18 protein-coding genes are annotated in these 18,379 nt (G+C 42.4%); 8 read left to right on the forward strand and 10 right to left on the reverse strand.

Translation table 11 applies throughout. The annotated features are described in order from the left end of the window. Positions 1–353: 353 nt before the first annotated feature. The 4 genes from F893_RS11120 to F893_RS11135 all read right to left on the reverse strand — a co-directional run bounded on the left by F893_RS11120 (position 354) and on the right by F893_RS11135 (position 3,385). Positions 354–791, reverse strand: a complete 438-nt coding sequence (locus tag F893_RS11120; RefSeq protein WP_005252127.1) for a 2-amino-4-hydroxy-6-hydroxymethyldihydropteridine diphosphokinase — start codon at positions 789–791, stop codon at positions 354–356. After that, positions 748–1,128, reverse strand: a complete 381-nt coding sequence (gene folB, locus F893_RS11125; protein WP_004278766.1) for a dihydroneopterin aldolase — start codon at positions 1,126–1,128, stop codon at positions 748–750. Before folB ends, F893_RS11120 begins: the two co-directional genes overlap by 44 nt. Positions 1,129–1,257: 129 nt before the next feature. Next, positions 1,258–2,556 carry an ABC1 kinase family protein gene (locus F893_RS11130; protein ID WP_004278767.1) on the reverse strand — a complete coding sequence of 433 codons (1,299 nt, stop codon included), beginning with the start codon at positions 2,554–2,556 and terminating at the stop codon, positions 1,258–1,260. Between the two features lie 58 nt (positions 2,557–2,614). After that, positions 2,615–3,385: a HesA/MoeB/ThiF family protein gene (locus F893_RS11135; protein ID WP_005106630.1), complete on the reverse strand. Its 771-nt coding sequence runs from the start codon at positions 3,383–3,385 to the stop codon at positions 2,615–2,617. 482 nt (positions 3,386–3,867) lie between these two features. Here F893_RS11135 and F893_RS11140 point away from each other — a divergent pair, with 482 nt between their 5' ends. Beyond that, the gene (locus F893_RS11140) at positions 3,868–4,395 is read left to right on the forward strand and encodes a pyridoxamine 5'-phosphate oxidase family protein (RefSeq protein ID WP_005106629.1); all 528 of its coding nucleotides are present in this window, start codon (positions 3,868–3,870) and stop codon (positions 4,393–4,395) included. 257 nt (positions 4,396–4,652) lie between these two features. Here the strand turns inward: F893_RS11140 and F893_RS11145 are convergent, their stop codons facing one another. The 3 genes from F893_RS11145 to F893_RS11155 all read right to left on the reverse strand — a co-directional run bounded on the left by F893_RS11145 (position 4,653) and on the right by F893_RS11155 (position 8,722). Continuing rightward, positions 4,653–6,299 (reverse strand): AMP-binding protein, encoded by a 1,647-nt coding sequence (locus tag F893_RS11145; protein ID WP_005252138.1) that lies wholly within the window; start codon positions 6,297–6,299, stop codon positions 4,653–4,655. A gap of 269 nt (positions 6,300–6,568) precedes the next feature. Continuing rightward, a complete protein-coding gene (locus tag F893_RS11150; RefSeq protein WP_005252139.1) occupies positions 6,569–7,705 on the reverse strand; it encodes an acyl-CoA dehydrogenase family protein in 1,137 nt (378 codons plus the stop codon). A gap of 246 nt (positions 7,706–7,951) precedes the next feature. Next, positions 7,952–8,722 (reverse strand): SDR family NAD(P)-dependent oxidoreductase, encoded by a 771-nt coding sequence (locus F893_RS11155; protein WP_005252140.1) that lies wholly within the window; start codon positions 8,720–8,722, stop codon positions 7,952–7,954. A 138-nt stretch (positions 8,723–8,860) separates the two neighbouring features. On the opposite strand from F893_RS11155, the gene F893_RS11160 reads away from it, so the two are divergent. Both F893_RS11160 and F893_RS11165 read left to right on the forward strand, forming a co-directional pair. After that, on the forward strand, positions 8,861–9,883 hold the full coding sequence (locus F893_RS11160; protein WP_184413722.1) for an AraC family transcriptional regulator: 1,023 nt from the start codon (positions 8,861–8,863) through the stop codon (positions 9,881–9,883). A 228-nt stretch (positions 9,884–10,111) separates the two neighbouring features. Beyond that, positions 10,112–10,465 (forward strand): hypothetical protein, encoded by a 354-nt coding sequence (locus F893_RS11165; protein WP_004645396.1) that lies wholly within the window; start codon positions 10,112–10,114, stop codon positions 10,463–10,465. Between the two features lie 183 nt (positions 10,466–10,648). Here F893_RS11165 and prmC read toward each other — a convergent pair whose 3' ends face one another. Beyond that, positions 10,649–11,467: a peptide chain release factor N(5)-glutamine methyltransferase gene (gene prmC, locus F893_RS11170; protein ID WP_005252142.1), complete on the reverse strand. Its 819-nt coding sequence runs from the start codon at positions 11,465–11,467 to the stop codon at positions 10,649–10,651. After that, positions 11,467–12,555, reverse strand: a complete 1,089-nt coding sequence (gene prfA, locus F893_RS11175) for a peptide chain release factor 1 (RefSeq protein WP_004645400.1) — start codon at positions 12,553–12,555, stop codon at positions 11,467–11,469. Before prfA ends, prmC begins: the two co-directional genes overlap by 1 nt. Before the next feature lie 345 nt (positions 12,556–12,900). Here prfA and F893_RS11180 point away from each other — a divergent pair, with 345 nt between their 5' ends. The 5 genes from F893_RS11180 to F893_RS11200 all read left to right on the forward strand — a co-directional run bounded on the left by F893_RS11180 (position 12,901) and on the right by F893_RS11200 (position 17,295). Then, positions 12,901–13,317, forward strand: a complete 417-nt coding sequence (locus F893_RS11180; RefSeq protein WP_004645401.1) for a glycine zipper domain-containing protein — start codon at positions 12,901–12,903, stop codon at positions 13,315–13,317. A gap of 245 nt (positions 13,318–13,562) precedes the next feature. Then, complete coding sequence (locus F893_RS11185) at positions 13,563–14,018, forward strand: hypothetical protein (RefSeq protein ID WP_005252143.1); 456 nt, start codon at positions 13,563–13,565, stop codon at positions 14,016–14,018. A 169-nt stretch (positions 14,019–14,187) separates the two neighbouring features. After that, positions 14,188–15,192 (forward strand): LLM class flavin-dependent oxidoreductase, encoded by a 1,005-nt coding sequence (locus tag F893_RS11190; RefSeq protein ID WP_004278779.1) that lies wholly within the window; start codon positions 14,188–14,190, stop codon positions 15,190–15,192. Positions 15,193–15,349: 157 nt separating this feature from the next. Further along, positions 15,350–16,390, forward strand: a complete 1,041-nt coding sequence (locus F893_RS11195; RefSeq protein WP_005252144.1) for an IS481 family transposase — start codon at positions 15,350–15,352, stop codon at positions 16,388–16,390. A gap of 341 nt (positions 16,391–16,731) precedes the next feature. After that, positions 16,732–17,295, forward strand: coding sequence for an NAD(P)/FAD-dependent oxidoreductase (locus F893_RS11200; RefSeq protein ID WP_005252145.1), 564 nt, complete (start codon positions 16,732–16,734; stop codon positions 17,293–17,295). A 245-nt stretch (positions 17,296–17,540) separates the two neighbouring features. On the opposite strand, the gene F893_RS11205 is transcribed toward F893_RS11200, so the two are convergent. Next, complete coding sequence (locus F893_RS11205) at positions 17,541–18,377, reverse strand: posphoenolpyruvate synthetase regulatory kinase/phosphorylase PpsR (RefSeq protein ID WP_005106620.1); 837 nt, start codon at positions 18,375–18,377, stop codon at positions 17,541–17,543. Between the last annotated feature and the right edge of the window lie 2 nt (positions 18,378–18,379).

Genomic DNA, 18,379 nt, shown 5'->3' on the forward strand with positions numbered 1-18,379 from the left:
TAACAAGAAAAAGTGAAATAGCGATGATGCTTTTTTACTGCTTTGAGGGTTTTTACTAATCTTAGAGTAAATTCCAGAGCTTTAATCAATCAAATATTAATTCCCTGTTGGGAAACCATGAAATCCTCATTGGATTACATAAAGAATCCCGAGGATTAAAATCACAGAAACCACAATTTCCAATATTTTCATTTTTAAATGACTTCTAAACTTAAGCATCTCATCTTATCTGAATTTTCTTTTACTCTAAAAACAAAAAACTGCATCATAAAAAAAGCATGATCTTGCTTGATAAGGCTGGTTAACTATTCGTACTAGATAAATTGTATTAGCAGAAAATTAGGTGATTTGATTCAAATCAGCTGTTCAACTGTTGGAAAGCTATGTGATCCATGTTCAAACATGGCATCATGCCAAACATCAAACATGGGCACTTTCACATCCAGAGCCAAGGGCAATTTTTTTTCATTAAACTGCATATGCTTAAGATCTGATCCCCAGGCAATCAAATCAACATCCAAAGTAATCTGATGGGATGGACGTACTCGCCCTGATTCCTGTTCCAGCTGTTTGAGCAACTCAATCAGGTCTTCACTGGACACCGAACTTCGCAATAAACACGCTGCATTCCAGTAATCTGCGCCGATGCCATCGCGGCAAGGAATCATATAAATGGGAGAAAACTGAACTTCTCCCCATTCAGAAATACGTTGCTGTGCAGCTTGAAAATGTTGCTGAGGATGACAATTACTCGCTAATGCTAGGGCGAAAATCGTTTCGGTGGCGTTCAAGACGTATCCCTACAGAATTGGCTTGCGCGATAATGGCAGGCTTACGGATCGTAATATTAATCGATTCAATTGCTGTAAAGGTAGTAAAAAGTGCATTCAGCACTAACTTTGCTGCATGTTCAATCAATTCAGGCTTGGCGTCTTGAATGACTTTACTGGAAATCTCACAAATTTCTGCATAATTCAACGTATCTGCAAGTGCATCTGAGTTTGATGCCTGTTCTAAATCGGTTTGAATGATCAAATCCAGCATTAAAGGCTGAATAATTTGACGCTCCCAGTTAAAGCAGCCCACGACTGTCTCAACCTTTAAACCTTCAATAATAATGGCGTCCATTGGATTGCTCGAGAATTTAATACTGACCACATCCCCCTCAAGCTCCTTTACAAAGGGAGGAGCTTTTAAAGTCCCCCTTTTAAAAGGGGGATTTAGGGGGATTTTTCCAAGTCTAGATAGGGTTTAAGATTAATGCTTTAACAGCAGATTCGGATCCATGCTCTGCACCATCTGCAAACGCTGATCGGCATAGATGTCGGTATACGGCGCCAGAATACGCATGAAACGGTCGAAATACAGCATTTGCTTGAACAACAAGGCAAAGTCACGCGGGAAGCGGATCCCGTGACGTTCACCCACAGCCACCATATCCATCATGATATCGTTCAGGTCAGCAGGATTTGACGTTAACAATTCCTGCGGATCTGCCATCAATACACCACTAAACAAACGTTCCAGATCAGCAGCCAAAACTTTGGTATCAATCTGCACAGCGGTCATGCCCATTTTCAGCATGTTTTGCGCCATCAGCTCATAATTGGTATGTTGCAATGAATCCATGAATGCCATACATGCCGTCCATACTTCAGGCTTGAGCTGACCAACAATACCGAAATCAATAAAACCGACACGGCCATCTTCAAGTAGCATCAGGTTGCCTGCATGCAGATCGGCATGGAAACTGTTACACATCATCAAGCTGCCAAACCAGGTATTCATCGCAGTGATAAGTACTTGAGATGGATCTTTGGATACTTTTTTGACCACTTCAAAATCTGTCAAAGGCACACCGTATAAACGCTGCATGGTGAGCACACGACGGGTCGAATATTGATGATAAACCTTAGGTGCAGTGGCTGCCTGATTGTTGGTGATATTCAGGTAATTAACGAAATCATCCAGATTCTGGGCTTCTTCGATAAAATCGACTTCACGTACCATACGGGTTTTGATTTCTTCGACAATGTCAGCCAGTGAAGCAAACTTGACTTTCGGGACTGCTTTTTCCAGCAATTTGGTTGCCCAATGTAGGACGTTCAAGTCAGTGTACAAAATAGTTTCTACACCGGGTTTTTGTACCTTAATCACCACATCTTCGCCAGACACCAGTTTGGCCGCATGCACCTGTGCAATAGATGCAGAGGCTAATGGTGTTTCATCAATCGATGCAAAGATTTCATCCAGATTACGTCCTGCAAATTCAGAGGCTAAAACCTGCTGGATATAGCTAAACGGCAAACGTGGAGTCTGATCCAAACAGCCTTGAAATTCTTCTACATATTCACGTGGAAACAGCGACGGTGTGCTGGCAATAAACTGACCCAGCTTGATATAAGTCGAACCTAAGGATTCAAAAGTTTCACGCATGAGTTTGGCATTGCTCGGCTTTTCAGTGGCATATTTAAAGCCCGCCTTTGCCGCGACGACTGCTGTTTCCCCCATACGGGCAACTGAACGTATTCCATCTAACCAGATATTGTTTTTCATAATGTCTTAGGAAAAATTAATTAAACGCAGTGTAGCAAAAAAAATTCACTTTGCAGGCTTATCTTGCCTGACAGATTGGGCAATCTGTATCTTTTTCGAAAGCGAGAATCCGCTGCTTAAAACTCAGTCCATCCCATAACAACAGCTTTTGTCGAAGTGGTATCTGACCTAATCCCAGATATAACAAGGCATGATGTGCCTGTAAGCTGGCCATCACATTCGGTGTGGTGGCCAGTACACCGGAATCTGCACAGCGCAGACTTTCATCGGCCTGATTTTCTGGCGGGAACAGGCAAGCATAACAGGCGGAATCCCCTTCGACCATAAATAGCTGACCTTGCAAGCCAATCGCAGAAGCACTCAATAAGGGCACATTCAGCTCCACGCAAATCTGATTGACCAGATAACGTGTGGCAAACTGATCACAGCCATCCAATACCAGATCCTGATGCTCAATCACACTTACTGCATTTTCAGCCGTTAAGGCTTGATTCACATATTCAACTTGTAGGTTCGGATTAACCTGACTCAGTCTTTTGGCCAGCGTTTCTGCCTTATAAAATCCAATATCCTGCGGTATAAATGCCAGTTGTCGCTGTAAATTACTCATCTCGATGGTATCCGGATCGATCAGGGTAATTTTTCCCACACCTGCACGTGCCAGAAGTTCTGCCAGTGCACAGCCTATCCCGCCACAACCAATAATGCAGACATTAGAAAATTTTAACCGTTCTTGAGCGTCAATATCCCAGCCATCCAGAAGAATCTGACGGCTATACAGATGCAGTTCAGCATCGGTGAGTTCGAATTCTGGGGATATGGTATCCATATTAAATGTAGACAACGTTTTTCCTTGTTTCGAAAATTTTTAACAATGATCGTAAAATTAGCTTTACTGAAGTTTCTAAAGGCTGATAAATCTCTGGAATATCAATCTCACATTCAATTCACAGCACATCAATAAATGGTTCGGCAATCGTTGAGGCAAATAGCATATCAGCTAAACGTTCGGTATCAAGATGCAGCCGCTATGGCTTGGCAAGATTTTTTGAATCACCTCAATTAAACGGTTCCGGCAAACTGTTCCTTCTAATTTATAAAAGGTGTCAAACCTGAAGTTTTTAAAATCTTTGCTATTGAATTACCCTGTAAATAGAACTGCCTTGTTTAGCAATTCTGTAGTCTCTGCCTGTATTTGAGTATGAAAATGTATGAGTTCAGTGAGACCTAAGGCATCTGTCTCTAAATATGATTAATCTGAAAATACCAAGCAATCTTTTCAGCTTTCATAAAATCGTATGGAGAACATACATGACCGAGCATAACAATACTCAACATGATAATCGTGAAAAATTATGGGAATTGATCAAGGATGTTCGTTACACCATGATCAGCCATTTAACCGACACACATGAAATACACTCCCAGCCGATGACCATGCTGAACTCCGAGCAGATGAATGAACGTCAAAACTTATATTTCATCCTGCGTAACACCAATGATCTGGTCAAAGCAGCAGAAACAGGCCGTGGTCAGATTGGTCTGTCTTTTGCAAAACCATCAGATGGTATTTACGTGTCGATTAGTGCACATGCCCAGATCAGTACTGACCGCATTCTGATTGAACAGTTGTGGAATCCGTGGGCTGAAAACTGGTTTGAAGGCAAAGATGATCCTACCGTACGGGTATTGATTGCTGAAGCAGTCAGCGCAGAATATTGGAATGTGACAGACAACAAAGTCACCCAGCTTTTTAAAGCCTTAAAAGGCGGCGTAACTGGTGAAGCGGGCGAACCTCATGCAGAACATCAAAAAGTGAATCTACAAGGTAATATCTGATAATGAATGAGATTTAGCCTCTTGAAATTAAGAGGCTAAATTTTTGATATATTTTATTTTAAATATTAATGTAATTTTACTGTAATGACATAAAAATTATAATTTTAGCTTGCCTCAATCTGCTCTCTTGAAGATATAAGTTTGGGGAAATCAGCTCAATATCTGACTAAAATTTAAGTAGAAGATTTATTTCCTAAAAAAACCAAAGGCTGCCATGGCAGCCTTTGAACATTCAATCAAACAATTAATTTGAAAAATTAACTGACTCGCTTCATCTCTTGAAGTTTGGCAACTTCCTGCTGTTTGAGTAAATTGCGCTGAATCTTGCCACTCGATGTTTTAGGCAAAGACGTCACAAACTCAATCTCTTTCGGATAGGCATGTTTGGATAAGCGTGAACGTACATAACTTTGCAGTTTCAACATCAAATCTTCAGTGGCTGGATATGCTGATTTAAGTACTACAAAGGCTTTCACAATTTCAGTACGTTCTGGATCTGGCTTGCCGACGACTGCAGATTCAAGCACTTCTTCACATTCAAGCAAAGTACTTTCTACATCAAAAGGCCCAACCCGATAGCCCGAAGTTGTAATGACATCGTCTGCACGCCCAATAAAATCAATACCGCCATATTCATTCAGCTTCACGGTATCACCAGTGAGATAATACTGCCCGACAAATGACTTGCGGTTGTGGCCTGCATAGCCTTCAAACCACATCAACGGTGAAGCTGCACAGTCAATTGCCAAGGTTCCAATCCCGCCTTTTTCTACTTCCTGATGTTCTTTGTCCAATACAGCAAAACGATGCCCAGGAATAGCAAAACCGGCTGAACCAACTTTTTTATAATGCTCCAAGCCATGATGATTGGCGATCACCATACCCAGTTCAGTCTGTCCATATTGATCGTAAATATTCACACTTAAATCATGATTGAACCACTGAATCACTTCAGGCGTGAGCGGCTCACCTGCACTGCTTACCACGCGTAAATGCGAACTGATGCCTGCATCAAATTTTTCTTTAAAACCAAAGAACATGCGAAATGCGGTTGGCGAACCGGTCAGGTTACTAACCTGATATTTTTGAATGATTTGTACGGCATTATCGACACTAAAGCCACGTTCATCCATGATGATGCTGTGCCCTAAACTGAGCGGCCCTGCAATGCCATAATACAGTCCATACGCCCAGCCCGGGTCTGCCAGATTCCAGAAGGAATCTTCATCTCGCAGATCTACAGCGTGCAGCATATAGCCTTTAAAGGCCAACAAGGCTTTTAAAGGCACAGGAACCGATTTTGCCAAGCCTGTCGTACCTGAAGTAAACATCATCAGGAAGACATCATTAAACTGGCAATTTACCGGTTCAAACTCTTCCGGTTGTTGCTGTAAGGCTGTCCAGAAATCAGCATCTTGATAATTATCCGCCGCTGCCTGATGCACAGTCAGAATATTCGGGACATTGAGATCATGGAGTTTCAGTCGTTGTTCTTCATCAGTAACAATCAACTGGGTGCCAGCGGTACTGATGCGATGTTCAATGGCTTTACTTTCAAAAGCAGTAAATAAAGGTTGGTATATGGCACCGATCCGCCAGGTGGCCAATATGGTAATTAAGAGTGCTGGCGTTCTTGGCAGTAACCCTGCAATACAGTCACCAGCCTTTAAACCCAGAGAATGCATATAATTGGCCAACTGTCCTGAAGCCACGGCCAGTTGTTCAAAGGTCCACTGCTCTGCGTCTCCGTTTTTGCCTTCCCAAATCAGTGCAGTTCGGTTTTGACCCAAGTAGCGACCACAGCATTCGGTATACGCATTGATGTTCTCTGCGTTTCCAACCACATGCTCTTGAACCATATTTTCAAAATTAAAATCAGCATATGCCTGTTCTAGTGTCTTCATGACGACAACCTCTTTCCTGTTGTAGTTTTCAGGCGACCTTGCCTGAGTTTGTCCATTTGTATTTGTTGTTCCTGCTGATTCCATCAGCATACTTTCTCAAATCTGCATTCATGCCCTATGGCTAGAACATGAATAAAGCTTATTTTTCGATTATTCGCACTGTATGTCTTTAGATCATCATGTTCAGTTGAATCCTGCAATTTCCATATCCATCCATGTAAGTGCAGAATTTGAACATTAATCAAAGTCTGTTTTTTTTAATTTAACAATCAGCGTTGACACACTTCACGTGCAATCACCAGTCGTTGAATATCTGATGCACCTTCATAAATCTGGCTCACTCGCACATCACGATAGATACGCTCAACCGGAAAATCAGAGACATAACCGTAGCCACCATGAATCTGGATCGCATCTGAACAGACTCGCTCTGCAATGGTCGATGCAAACAGCTTTGCCATCGATGCTTCTTTTAAACACGCCAAGCCTGCATCTTTTAACGTTGCAGCATGCAAGACAAGCTGACGTGCGGCTTCAATTTGGGTCGCCATATCTGCAAGCCTGAACGCCACAGCCTGATGCTGCACAATTTCCACACCAAAGGCTTTGCGTTCATTGGCATATTCCACTGCAGTATCTAGTGCAGCCCGCGCCATACCGACTGATTGTGCTGCAATCCCGATGCGACCCGATTCAAGATTCGACAAGGCAATTTTATAGCCTTCACCTTCCTGGCCCAGCAGGTTGGCAGCCGGAATCCGGCAGTTATCCAGAACGATGGTCGCGGTATCCGAACAATGCTGACCCATTTTCTCTTCTAGGCGTGACACGATATAACCCGGTGCATCGGTCGGCACCAGAAAGCATGAAATACCCTTTTTCCCTGCAGATTTATCAGTCACAGCAAAGACTAGTGCAATCTGTGCGTGTTTACCTGTCGTGATAAACTGCTTGGTACCATTTAGCACCCATTCATCGCCATCGCGTTCGGCTTTACACTCCAGCGAACTGGCATCCGAACCGGCCTGAGGTTCCGTCAAGCAGAAACAGCCTAGCCATTCACCTGTTGCCAGTTTAGTCAAATACTGCTGTTTTTGTGCCTCTGTGCCATAACGCTGGGTAATGCCACAAGGTAAAGAATTCTGCACACTGATAATCGTCGAGATTGCACCATCTCCTGCGGCAATTTCCTCTAGCGCCAAAACCAATGATACATAATCCAGACCTGCACCACCCCATTCTTCAGCCACTGTCATACCCAATGCACCAAGCTCACCAAGCTCTTTAAGTTCTTGTGCTGGAAATTGTGCCGTTTTGTCGCGTAAGGCCGCCGTCGGTTTCAGCTTCTGCTGCGAATAATTGCGCATCATGTCCTGAATCATTTTTTGTTCATCATTTAAAATCATTGAACTTCCCTTTCTATATCTATTTATTTACTTCAAGCTTTTTACTATTGAGATCGTTGGCACGTCGGATAAGGCGGCATGGATGTCGCCTGCGAAACTGAGATACAGGGATGTATCTTCAGTTTCGCAAAGGATTTTTGTTTCTTTTGATCCTTCAAAAGAAAATGCATGCTTAAGCAAATTCATTTAAATTCAATGAGAAATTGGTAGCTGTGCAAATCATCATGTCCTATATAAATCGAAAACTTATTTAGGCTGCATACGGATTGCGCCATCCAAACGAATGACCTCACCATTCAAATAACTATTTTCAAAAATATGTCCCACCAGATGGGCAAATTCCTGTGGTTTTGCCAGACGTGGTGGAAACGGCACCATTTGTCCTAAAGCATCCTGGACATTTTGCGGCATGCCTTTCAGCATCGGAGTTTCCATAATGCCCGGCGCGATGGTCATGACACGGATCGCTTCACGAGCCAGTTCACGTGCCAAAGGTAAAGTCATTGCGACGACTGCACCTTTAGAAGCCGCATAGGCAGTCTGACCAATTTGACCGTCATAAGCGGCAACTGAAGCAGTATTCACAATCACGCCACGTTCTTCTTCACCAGCTTGCAGCTCATATTTTGCAATTAAAGCCGCCGCATGACGCAACATATTAAAAGTACCGTTTACATTAATATTCAGCACTTTTTGGAACATTGCCAATTCATGGATGCCGTTTCGTCCCAATACTTTGGCAGACGGTGCAATCCCGGCACAGTTGATCAGACCATTCAGTTGACCATACGTACTTTCAACATGAGCGAAGAAACTTTCAACGGCTTGTTCATCGGTCACATCGAGCTGTACAAACTCAGACTGTGAACCCAGTTGCTGCTGTAAGGCCTGACCCTGCTCCTGATTCATATCAACCAGAATTACTTTAGCACCGTGTTCAACCAAATGAGTCGCTGTAGCTGCACCCAAACCTGATGCACCACCTGTAACGACAACAACTTTTCCCTGAATGTTCATGTTTATTTCCTAGCGATTTTTCTATTTCAGATACGACTTAATATGCAGAGTAAACAGAGTTTTTATTCTGTACAATTTCCAAATATTGCATCTTGCATGATGTATTTGGACAATGAAAACAAGGATGTCAGACTGAATATGCATAAGCCTGCACTGGAATATAGCAAAGGCACCATCTCGATTGATCTGGTGAACGAAGCATTGCTGGATGCCAAACGGCTGCAATTTGATATCCTTGCCATTCTGAAAAAAGCCAATATTCTAGTGGAGGTCCTGAATGCTCCCAAGGCACGCGTGTCGGTCAGCCAATTTGCCCAGTTATGGACTGTGCTTGCAGACAGCATGAATGACGAATTTTTTGGAATGGACAGCCATGCCATGCGTCGTGGCAGTTTTAAGTTGCTTTCCAAAATGGTCATGCAGGCAGATACACTGGAAAAAGCCCTGCAACACATTCTGCAATTTCTCAACCTGGTTTTGGACGATCTGCAAAGTACACTCATGGTTGAGGAACACTATGCCTATATCGTGATTTATGATTTAAAAGCAACCAAACGTATGTTTAGTTATGCGACTTATCTGATGCTGATTCATACCCTGATCTGCTGGTTAAGTGGACAACGGATTTTGCTTAATCAGATTCAACTCAAATGCGCAGCACCCCTAGATGATTTTGATTACAAAGTCCGTTTTTGTGAACAGATTGAATATCAGGCCAGCGAAAACTATGTGCAATTTGATGCAAGCTATCTGCAACTGCCAATTAAACAGGATGCTCAGTCCTGGTATCAGTTTATTCAGCAAACCCCACAAAATTTATTGGTACGTTTTAAAAATCCCTATGCTTTAAGCACTCAGATTCGCCGACAATTGCTACAGGTTTCACCAGCAGAATGGCTGGAACTGAATGAACTGGCCTTAAAAATGAATATGTCTGAAGCGACCATGCAACGGCGTTTAAAAAGTGAAGGTGTCAGCTATCAACAGTTAAAAAATGAGATACGCCGGGATACCGCCATTGAGTTACTGACCCGTACTGAACAAAGTTTACAAGAGATCAGCGATCAGCTTAATTTTCAGGAATCCAGTGCATTTCATCGTGCATTCAAAAAGTGGACTGGCGTCAGTCCAGGCGCGTATCGACAAAATAATATTAGATAATTTATATAAATTTAGACTTTAAAAATATTACCGAAAAACACTTGGATTCTAAGCATTTATTTTTATTATGATTATATATTTCAAGCCCTAAAACATATATTAGCAGGACTACACAGTCACGCGGAAAGCTTTGCAATTTACCCGAGAATAGATTATTTTTCATTCAATTTATAGCACTTTTGCTATTGGCTGTACTCTCCATTTTCCTTTCTAGTTGAAGGTATCTCCATGTTAAAGATGACTGATGTGCTTGGGCAAAATCTTGTCCAAAACTTCTCTAAAGCTTTATTTTCTTCGACTGATCTGATCACAGAACAGTTGAATCAAGGGATTTTAAATGCATCGGATGCAGAACTGAAAGATGCAATTCTGCACTTCTTTAATCAGGTAGATGCTGTGGAAGCGGCTCAGGCCCTTGAAATTCCGGCAGAACGTATCAATGAATTACAACAAGGTATTGCCTTGAAAGATGAAAGATCTCTGGCAGACACTTTGAAAGTTGTGGCACTTTGTCTGGCAATGGAAACTGGCAGTTTGGATCAGGTAGAAGTCTATGACTGTCTACAAGACTATCCAATGTAATTCTTTTTTAAGTATTCCTCGAAAGCGGTGCTCTGGCATCGCTTTTTTGTTTTTAGTTATACTGCGTTGGCGTCATATCATTCAAAATACTTAAGGTTTCAGATGCAGTCAGGAATTTATAAAGAAAAAATCCAATAAAAAAGCGACCACATCGGTCGCTTTTTTATAAAGATAGATGACAGATTAATGTGGCCATTGACCCAAAGTTACGCGATCATTCCCGCCATAATCTTTAACCGTGCGGACTTGCTTATAACCCGCCTGTTTAAATAGATGTTGTACGGCGTCTGCCTGATCATAACCATGCTCAAGCACCACCCAACCATTGACAGTCAAATGCTTCTTGGCTTGCAGAATAATCATTTCAATATCGGCCAGCCCCTTTTTATCTGCCACCAGCGCACGTTCCGGTTCAGTCGCCAGATTCTGCATATGCACATCATCAGCATCGATATAAGGTGGATTCGATACAATGGCATCAAAGAATTGACGGCCAAATGGTTTCAACCATGAACCCAGAACAAATTCCACATTCTCAATATCATGTTGTTCCGCATTATATTTCGCCACCTCAAGCGTAGGCTCGTAGATATCGGAAGCGGTTAGTGTCCAGTTAGAACGTTCAGATGCCAGTGATAAGGCAATTGCACCAGTACCTGTACCCAAATCCACCACACGGGCATCATCAGGCAGATCCAATTTCAACACAGTCTCAACCAGCACTTCAGTATCCGGACGTGGCACCAAGGTATCTTTGGTCACTTTGAGGTCTAAAGTCCAGAATGGCTGTGAACCAGTGACATAAGCCAAAGGCTCACCGGCAGCAATACGCGCCAATCCGTCTTTATACGCCTGTTCCTGTTCCGGCGTTAACTCCTGATCCTTTTTCATCAGCAGATCAAATGAATCAATCTTGGTGATGTGTTCCAGTAACCAGGCATTTTCCTGACGTTCGTAACTTTCAGCTTCGCCGCGTAAAGCCAAGGCTTGTAAAATATTCATTATCCACCATTCTGCTGTGCAAGCATGGCCAACTGATCCGCCTGATATTCGCGGTGCAGACTATCCAGCAATTCGGTCAAATCACCTTCCATCACGGCATCCAGCTTGTATAAAGTCAGGTTAATGCGGTGATCGGTCATACGACCTTGCGGATAGTTATAAGTACGGATACGTTCCGAACGATCACCCGATCCCACCAGGTCACGACGCATTTCCGAGGTTGCTGCATCTGCTGCTGCACGTTTGGCATTTTCCAAACGTGATACCAGCAGTGCCATCGCTTTGGCCTTGTTCTTATGCTGTGAACGCTCTTCCTGACATTCCACTACGGTGCCGGTTGGAATATGAGTAATACGTACTGCAGAATCGGTTTTGTTAACATGCTGACCACCTGCACCTGAAGCACGGTAGGTATCAATGCGCAAATCAGATGAGTTGATTTCAACCGAGGTATCGACATCAATTTCAGGAAGAATCGCAACGGTACATGCTGAGGTATGCACACGGCCTTGTGATTCGGTCGCTGGTACACGCTGTACACGATGCGCACCACTTTCAAATTTTAGACGACCGTAAACCCCGTCACCATTAATCAGGCAGATGACTTCTTTATAGCCACCATGTTCGCCTTCATTTTCAGAGAGGATTTCAATACGCCAGCCTTGGTTTTCCGCATATTTACTATACATACGAAATAAATCGCCTGAGAAAATCGCAGCTTCATCGCCGCCGGTTCCGGCACGAATCTCAAGATAAGCCGAGTTGGCATCATTCGGATCTTTCGGAATCATCAAGATGTTCAGGTCTGCTTCAAGCGATTCAATTAAAGCTTTATTCTCTTTAATTTCTTCCTGTGCCATTTCCTTAAAATCTGGATCTGACAGCATGGCCTGAGCTGTTTCAATGTCTTCTTCAGCCTGTCTGTACTTGGTCCAGACATTGGTGATTTCTGTTAAGTCATTATGCTCACGTGACAATTGACGGAAGCGCTTATTATCAGAAATGACTTCTACATCAGCCAGTAATGCGGTCAATTCTTCATGGCGGTCAGAGAGTTGGTCTAATCGTAAACGTAACGATTCTTTCATTTTCTAAAAAATCTCAAACATAGGCTGCGACTAAAAACCGATTTAGCACAGCGAAATCAAAAAATTGCGCCTAGTTTAACGACTCTGGCTTCTAATGAACATCATTATTGAGTAAGTCCGCGTTGCTATCATTCGTGCTCTACAGCATTTGTTAACAAATATGATTAAAAACAGTGGAATTGCTTTTTTTATAGTCGATCTTATTCTTATTTCTTGCTGATTTTACAATTCGCCAAATAAAGCAGGGAATTATGAAGAAACATCTTCATATTGTTTTGGGCATGATTTGTTACATTTTCCGCATCGAAATAACTACAGTCCTGTAGATGGACACGGAGTGATGACATGAAACTCAACGCACTTTTAATGAGTACAGTTTTAGCTGCTGGTTCAATGATGACCGTAAACGCACATGCCGACAGTACAGCGCGTGTTGCAGCAGCAAGTGCTTTAGGTAGTGTTGCAGGTACAGCATTAGGTAAAAACATGGGCGGTAATACTGGTGCAACCATTGGTGCTGCTTTAGGTGGTGCTGGCGGTGCAGCAGTTGCAAGCAGCAAGAAAAACCGTACTGAATCTGCCATTGGTGGTGCCCTAGGTGGCGGTGCAGGTTATACCGTAGGTAAAAATATGGGCGGCACTAACGGCGGTTATATCGGTTCAGCTTTGGGTGCTGCCGGTGGTGCTGCACTAGGTAACAAGATTGCCAAAGATAAAGCAGCTGAAAAACGCTCTAAACACTGGAAAAAACGTTACCGTTAATTTGCGCTCAGGCAGTTTAGACCAGACGCTACATTTAACATGAAAAGCACCTTTTGGTGCTTTTTTTATTGTGGCTTTAATATGTGAATTTTCAATTAATACATGGAATTATCCTGTCCACATCATGAATAAATTAAGGAGATAAAAATCACAATTCGCCAACATTGCCTTCATGCTGTTTGGCGCTTGCTAGATTAAATTTATCTCATCAACAAAATATAGCTAGATATATAAAAGGTGTCCTCATGAACTATAAATCTCTAATGATCGCTGTTGTAGCAACCTCAGCCATGGGTATGACAGTTGCCAATGCAGGCAATACAACCAATACAGCTTTAGCTTCTGCACTAGGTGGTGTTGTTGGTGCTGCAGTAGGTAATAAAATGGGCGGTACCACTGGTGCAACAATCGGTTCAGCGATTGGTGGCGGTGCGGGTGCCGCAGTAGCGGCAAATAAACGTGACCGTAATGGTGCGATTATCGGTGGTGCTTTAGGTGGCGGTGCAGGTTATGCAGTTGGCCGAAACATGGCAGGCACTAACGGTGGTTATATCGGTGCGGCACTGGGTTCAGCAGGTGGTTCAGCTTTAGGTAAAAAAGTTAGCGAAGACCGTCGTTATGATGACCGCAGCGAACGTCGCTATAACTCTTCTCGTAACTACCGTTATAACGATTATCGCTATAACAACCGTCGTCGTTAAGATTCTCTCCCCTTATTCTTTCCTCCTTTATAAGCATCTTCGGATGCTTATTTTTTTGCCTTTATTTTTTATCTTTATCTTTTGGTTTACACTTATATCGATTTTTTTCGATATACAAACGCCTTCTAAAGTCGTATGCTTTTAGAGATGTCTATTTAAGAGTAATACTATGCGTACGCTTAACGATACCCAGTTCTCTATACTCGAACTGGTTCCTGTTCGTGACGACAAGACTATTCAATTCGCGCTAAACCATGCGCTGGAACTTGCCCAAGCAGCAGAAAAATTGGGTTATCGCCGGATGTGGCTGGCAGAACATCATAATATGGATGGCATTGCCAGTTCAGCAACCGCAGTTCTCTTAGGCTATTTACTGGCGAATACCAAAACCCTAACTTTAGGCTCTGGTGGAATTATGCTGCCGAATCATGCTCCACTAGTAGTAGCAGAACAGTTCGGCACCTTGGCAACGCTCTATCCGGACCGGATTGAACTGGGTCTGGGCCGCGCACCCGGTACAGATCAAATGACCATGCGTGCCCTGCGTCGTGGCCGTCAGGAAACCGAAGATCAATTTCCGCAGGATGTTCTGGAAATTCTGCAATATTTTAAAGATCCAATTCCAGGACAGCGTATTGTGGCAACGCCGGGTCAAAGCACGCATGTACCTGTATGGTTATTAGGGTCCAGTCTGTTTAGTGCGCAATTGGCAGCAAAACTCGGCCTACCTTATTCCTTCGCTTCGCATTTTGCCCCGCGTATGCTGGGTCAGGCCATTCAATTATATCGTGAAAACTTTGAACCGTCTGAATATCTCGATCGCCCTTATGTATCGATGGGCGTACCGACCTGTGTCGCAGATACCGATGAAGAAGCACAATATCTGTCGACCAGTGCCTATCAGCGGGTTTTATCACTGATTCGTGGGCAAAGCCTAAAACTTAAAGCACCAATTGATTCGATGGAAGGTCTGTGGTCGCCGCCGGAAAAAATGTCAGTCGATAATTTCTTTGCCATGGCTCAGGTCGGTTCCAAAGAAACCGTTAAAGCCGGTCTGGCATCGCTTTTAGCCAAATATGACGTGGATGAGTTTATCTTTACTTGCGACATCTATGACACTGACAAACGCCTACATAACTTTGAGCTGTTGATGCAAATTAAAAATGGTCAGTAAATAAGAGTTGCATCTACCTATTCTCAGCAATGGGTAGATGTTTTTAATATTTAAAGTGTATTAGTTCAGACTTGATCGTACATTCTTCTTGAAAAAGAGAAAGTTACCCGCTTTGATAAAGGTGTCGAAATCTTAATTAAACAAAGGTAACTTTCTTATGTTGCATACTAACAATCAAATCATCAAACACAAAGTCGGCTTACTCAATTTAGCTGAAGAGCTTCAAAATGTTTCTAGAGCATGCAAAGTGATGGGTGTCTCTAGAGATACTTTCTATCGCTATCATGAGTTAGTACAGTCTGGTGACATTGATGCATTAATCAATAAGTCCCGTCGAGTACCAAATCTAAAAAACCGTGTAGATGATGCTACAGAACTGGCGGTCATTGATTTCGCAATTCAATATCCAGCTTATGGTCAGCATCGTACCAGTAACGAATTGCGCAAGAAAGGTGTATTTGTTTCAGGGAGTGGTGTTCGTTCTATTTGGCTCCACCATGATTTGGAGAACTTTAAGAAGCGTTTAAAAGCACTCGAAGCTAAAGTGGCACAGGATGGTATCGTACTAAATGATCATCAGATTGCTGCACTTGAGCGTAAGCATGAAGATGATGTGGCGTGTGGTGAAATCGAAACTGCTCATCCAGGCTATTTAGGTGCACAAGACACCTTTTATGTCGGGAATCTCAAGGGTGTTGGACGGATCTACCAGCAAACATTTATCGATACTTATAGCAAGGTCGTTCATTGCAAGCTCTATACAACCAAAACACCGATTACAGCGGCTGATTTGCTCAATGATCGTGTATTACCTTTCTATCAATCCCAGGATTTACCAATGCTTCGCATTCTTACAGACAGAGGAACCGAGTATTGCGGTAAGGTGGAACAACATGACTATGAGTTGTATCTAGCGCTCAATGACATTGATCACACGAAGACAAAAGCAGCTTCACCACAAACGAATGGGATCTGTGAACGCTTCCATAAAACAATACTGCAGGAGTTTTATCAAATTACATTTAGGAAAAAGCTTTATAGCACGCTAGAAGAGTTGCAGACGGATTTAGACGACTGGCTGAAATTCTATAATACTGAACGGACTCATCAAGGAAAAATCTGCTGTGGTCGTACACCATTTGAAACTTTACTTGATGGAAAACAAATTTGGGCTGAGAAGAATTTAGCTCAAATTTAACCTGACAGGCACAATAAAAATCAGGTAACTGTCAGATCAGGTTTGAGCTAGTACATGACCAAAAGAAATATATCAGTAAAATCATTTCTATCGATCTCTTCCATTAAAAAGCTTCTTCCCTGAACGAACACTTCACTTCTTTTCTTTCGTCGATCTCGTCAAGTTAAAAGTCATTCCTTTTGGATTGCATATAAATCCATTCAACCTTCAATAAAATCAGATTTTATATTTTGGTCAAATAGATGACTGTCTAAGTTAAATTTTTCACTTTACCCTGGCTTGAGTTTTTGCTTATATCTCATAAAAGAAAATTAATTATTAAATAAATTCAAGGAATTCTAATGTCTACCAAGCAGGATCCACACGCTGGTATTTTTGAAAATCGCCCCGAACATTTTCAGCAGTTTACTGGAATTAAAGTACCCTCTTCCGAACTGCTAGAATTGGATTATGCAGATAAAGATATTGCGATTATTGGCACTGACCAGTTTACCGTGAGCCAGCTGGATAAGATCAGTCAACATGCCCGTTCGGTGAAAGTTTTCCAGATTAATCCAGCTTTTGTACTGCCCGGTTCCGACCGAATTCTGCAACGAATTATTAATCATCCATTGATTGGTAAAAATCGCCGCTTATTTAACAACCGGATTAAAAGTCTACTCTCTCTGCGGTTTTTAGAAAATCAGGTGCAGAATTTGTGGCTAAGACGCCAGTTAACGCCAAATCTTGCATCTTCCCGTAAAATTTATCTGAAATCAGATCATTATTATACTGCCCTACAGCGTGAAAATTGCCAGCTAATTACCTGGCCGATTCTAAAAATTTCGGAAAATACGATTCATTGCATCAATAGTGAGCAGCATCCGGTCGATATTATTATTCATACTTATTTAGCAGAAAAATAACTCACGCTGACAAGTCAATATAAAAATTTGATGAGCTATTAATGAGATTTTAAATTAAATGCCACGAACTAATTGATGATTTATTCAACAAAATGAGCAAAGAAGACTCTAGGATATTTTTAAAAATGATACCTAATATTTTATTTAAATTATAAAACTCATACATTATTTCGATTAATCAATGCTTACTTGTAATTTTTAGCTATAAATCAAAGCCAAACCGCAGTTTGGCTCTGGCTGGTTTCTTAACCGATTCGACGTTTTAAACCGGTCATTTGCAACACACGCGTTGAGATTTCCTCAATCGACATTTCAGAAACATTCAGGTACTTGATGCCTTCCGAAATATAAATCCCTTCAATCGCACGCAACTCCATCTGACACTGACTAAAGCTGGCATAACGGCTATTGGCCTTACGCTCAGAACGAATGGCTACAAGGCGTTCCGCATCAATCATTAGGCCAAACAGCTTGTTTTTATGCGGTCGCAGCACGGCTGGCAGACGGTTATCGTCCAAATCTTCTTCAGTCAGTGGATAGTTTGCTACGCGAATACCGAACTGCAAAGACAGATAAATAGAGGTCGGGGTTTTACCTGAACGCGATACACCAATCAGGATCAGGTCAGCTTTATCATAATGCCGGGTACGTGCGCCGTCGTCATTATCTAAAGCAAAATGCACTGCATCAATACGGGCCTTATAGGACTCAGAGTCGGTCACTGCATGGGTTTGCCCGACTAAAGTTGTAGGAATCGTGCCTAACTCATCAGCCAATTTACTAATAAGCCCTTCAAATACATCAAGATTTACTGCATTTGCGGTATTAATAATGTCGCGCACATAGGGATCCACCAGGGTATCAAATACCAGCGGTTTTTCACCATCGACTTGAGCTCTTGCATTGATCTCTGCAACCACGTTTGTGGCCGCTTCTTCGGAGCTAATGTAAGGGATAATATGAATGTCAAATTTCACATGTGGAAACTGCGCTAACAGCGAGTGTCCAAGAGTTTCAGCGGTGATGGCGGTACCATCTGAAATAAAGAAAACACTACGCTGAATTTGTTTACCTTCCGACATTA

Source organism: Acinetobacter sp. CIP 102136 (assembly GCF_000369685.1).
Lineage (GTDB): Bacteria > Pseudomonadota > Gammaproteobacteria > Pseudomonadales > Moraxellaceae > Acinetobacter > Acinetobacter fasciculus.

Coding starts and splice junctions, on each gene's coding strand:
- F893_RS11135 (WP_005106630.1), bottom strand. CDS start 3,385: ATGGATACCATATCCCCAGAATTCGAACTCACCGATGCTGAACTGCAT.
- F893_RS11195 (WP_005252144.1), top strand. CDS start 15,350: ATGTTGCATACTAACAATCAAATCATCAAACACAAAGTCGGCTTACTC.
- F893_RS11150 (WP_005252139.1), bottom strand. CDS start 7,705: ATGATTTTAAATGATGAACAAAAAATGATTCAGGACATGATGCGCAAT.
- F893_RS11165 (WP_004645396.1), top strand. CDS start 10,112: ATGTTAAAGATGACTGATGTGCTTGGGCAAAATCTTGTCCAAAACTTC.
- F893_RS11205 (WP_005106620.1), bottom strand. CDS start 18,377: ATGTCGGAAGGTAAACAAATTCAGCGTAGTGTTTTCTTTATTTCAGAT.
- F893_RS11140 (WP_005106629.1), top strand. CDS start 3,868: ATGACCGAGCATAACAATACTCAACATGATAATCGTGAAAAATTATGG.
- prmC (WP_005252142.1), bottom strand. CDS start 11,467: ATGAATATTTTACAAGCCTTGGCTTTACGCGGCGAAGCTGAAAGTTAC.
- F893_RS11185 (WP_005252143.1), top strand. CDS start 13,563: ATGAACTATAAATCTCTAATGATCGCTGTTGTAGCAACCTCAGCCATG.
- prfA (WP_004645400.1), bottom strand. CDS start 12,555: ATGAAAGAATCGTTACGTTTACGATTAGACCAACTCTCTGACCGCCAT.
- F893_RS11145 (WP_005252138.1), bottom strand. CDS start 6,299: ATGAAGACACTAGAACAGGCATATGCTGATTTTAATTTTGAAAATATG.
- F893_RS11180 (WP_004645401.1), top strand. CDS start 12,901: ATGAAACTCAACGCACTTTTAATGAGTACAGTTTTAGCTGCTGGTTCA.
- F893_RS11200 (WP_005252145.1), top strand. CDS start 16,732: ATGTCTACCAAGCAGGATCCACACGCTGGTATTTTTGAAAATCGCCCC.
- F893_RS11130 (WP_004278767.1), bottom strand. CDS start 2,556: ATGAAAAACAATATCTGGTTAGATGGAATACGTTCAGTTGCCCGTATG.
- folB (WP_004278766.1), bottom strand. CDS start 1,128: ATGGACGCCATTATTATTGAAGGTTTAAAGGTTGAGACAGTCGTGGGC.
- F893_RS11155 (WP_005252140.1), bottom strand. CDS start 8,722: ATGAACATTCAGGGAAAAGTTGTTGTCGTTACAGGTGGTGCATCAGGT.
- F893_RS11190 (WP_004278779.1), top strand. CDS start 14,188: ATGCGTACGCTTAACGATACCCAGTTCTCTATACTCGAACTGGTTCCT.
- F893_RS11160 (WP_184413722.1), top strand. CDS start 8,861: ATGCATAAGCCTGCACTGGAATATAGCAAAGGCACCATCTCGATTGAT.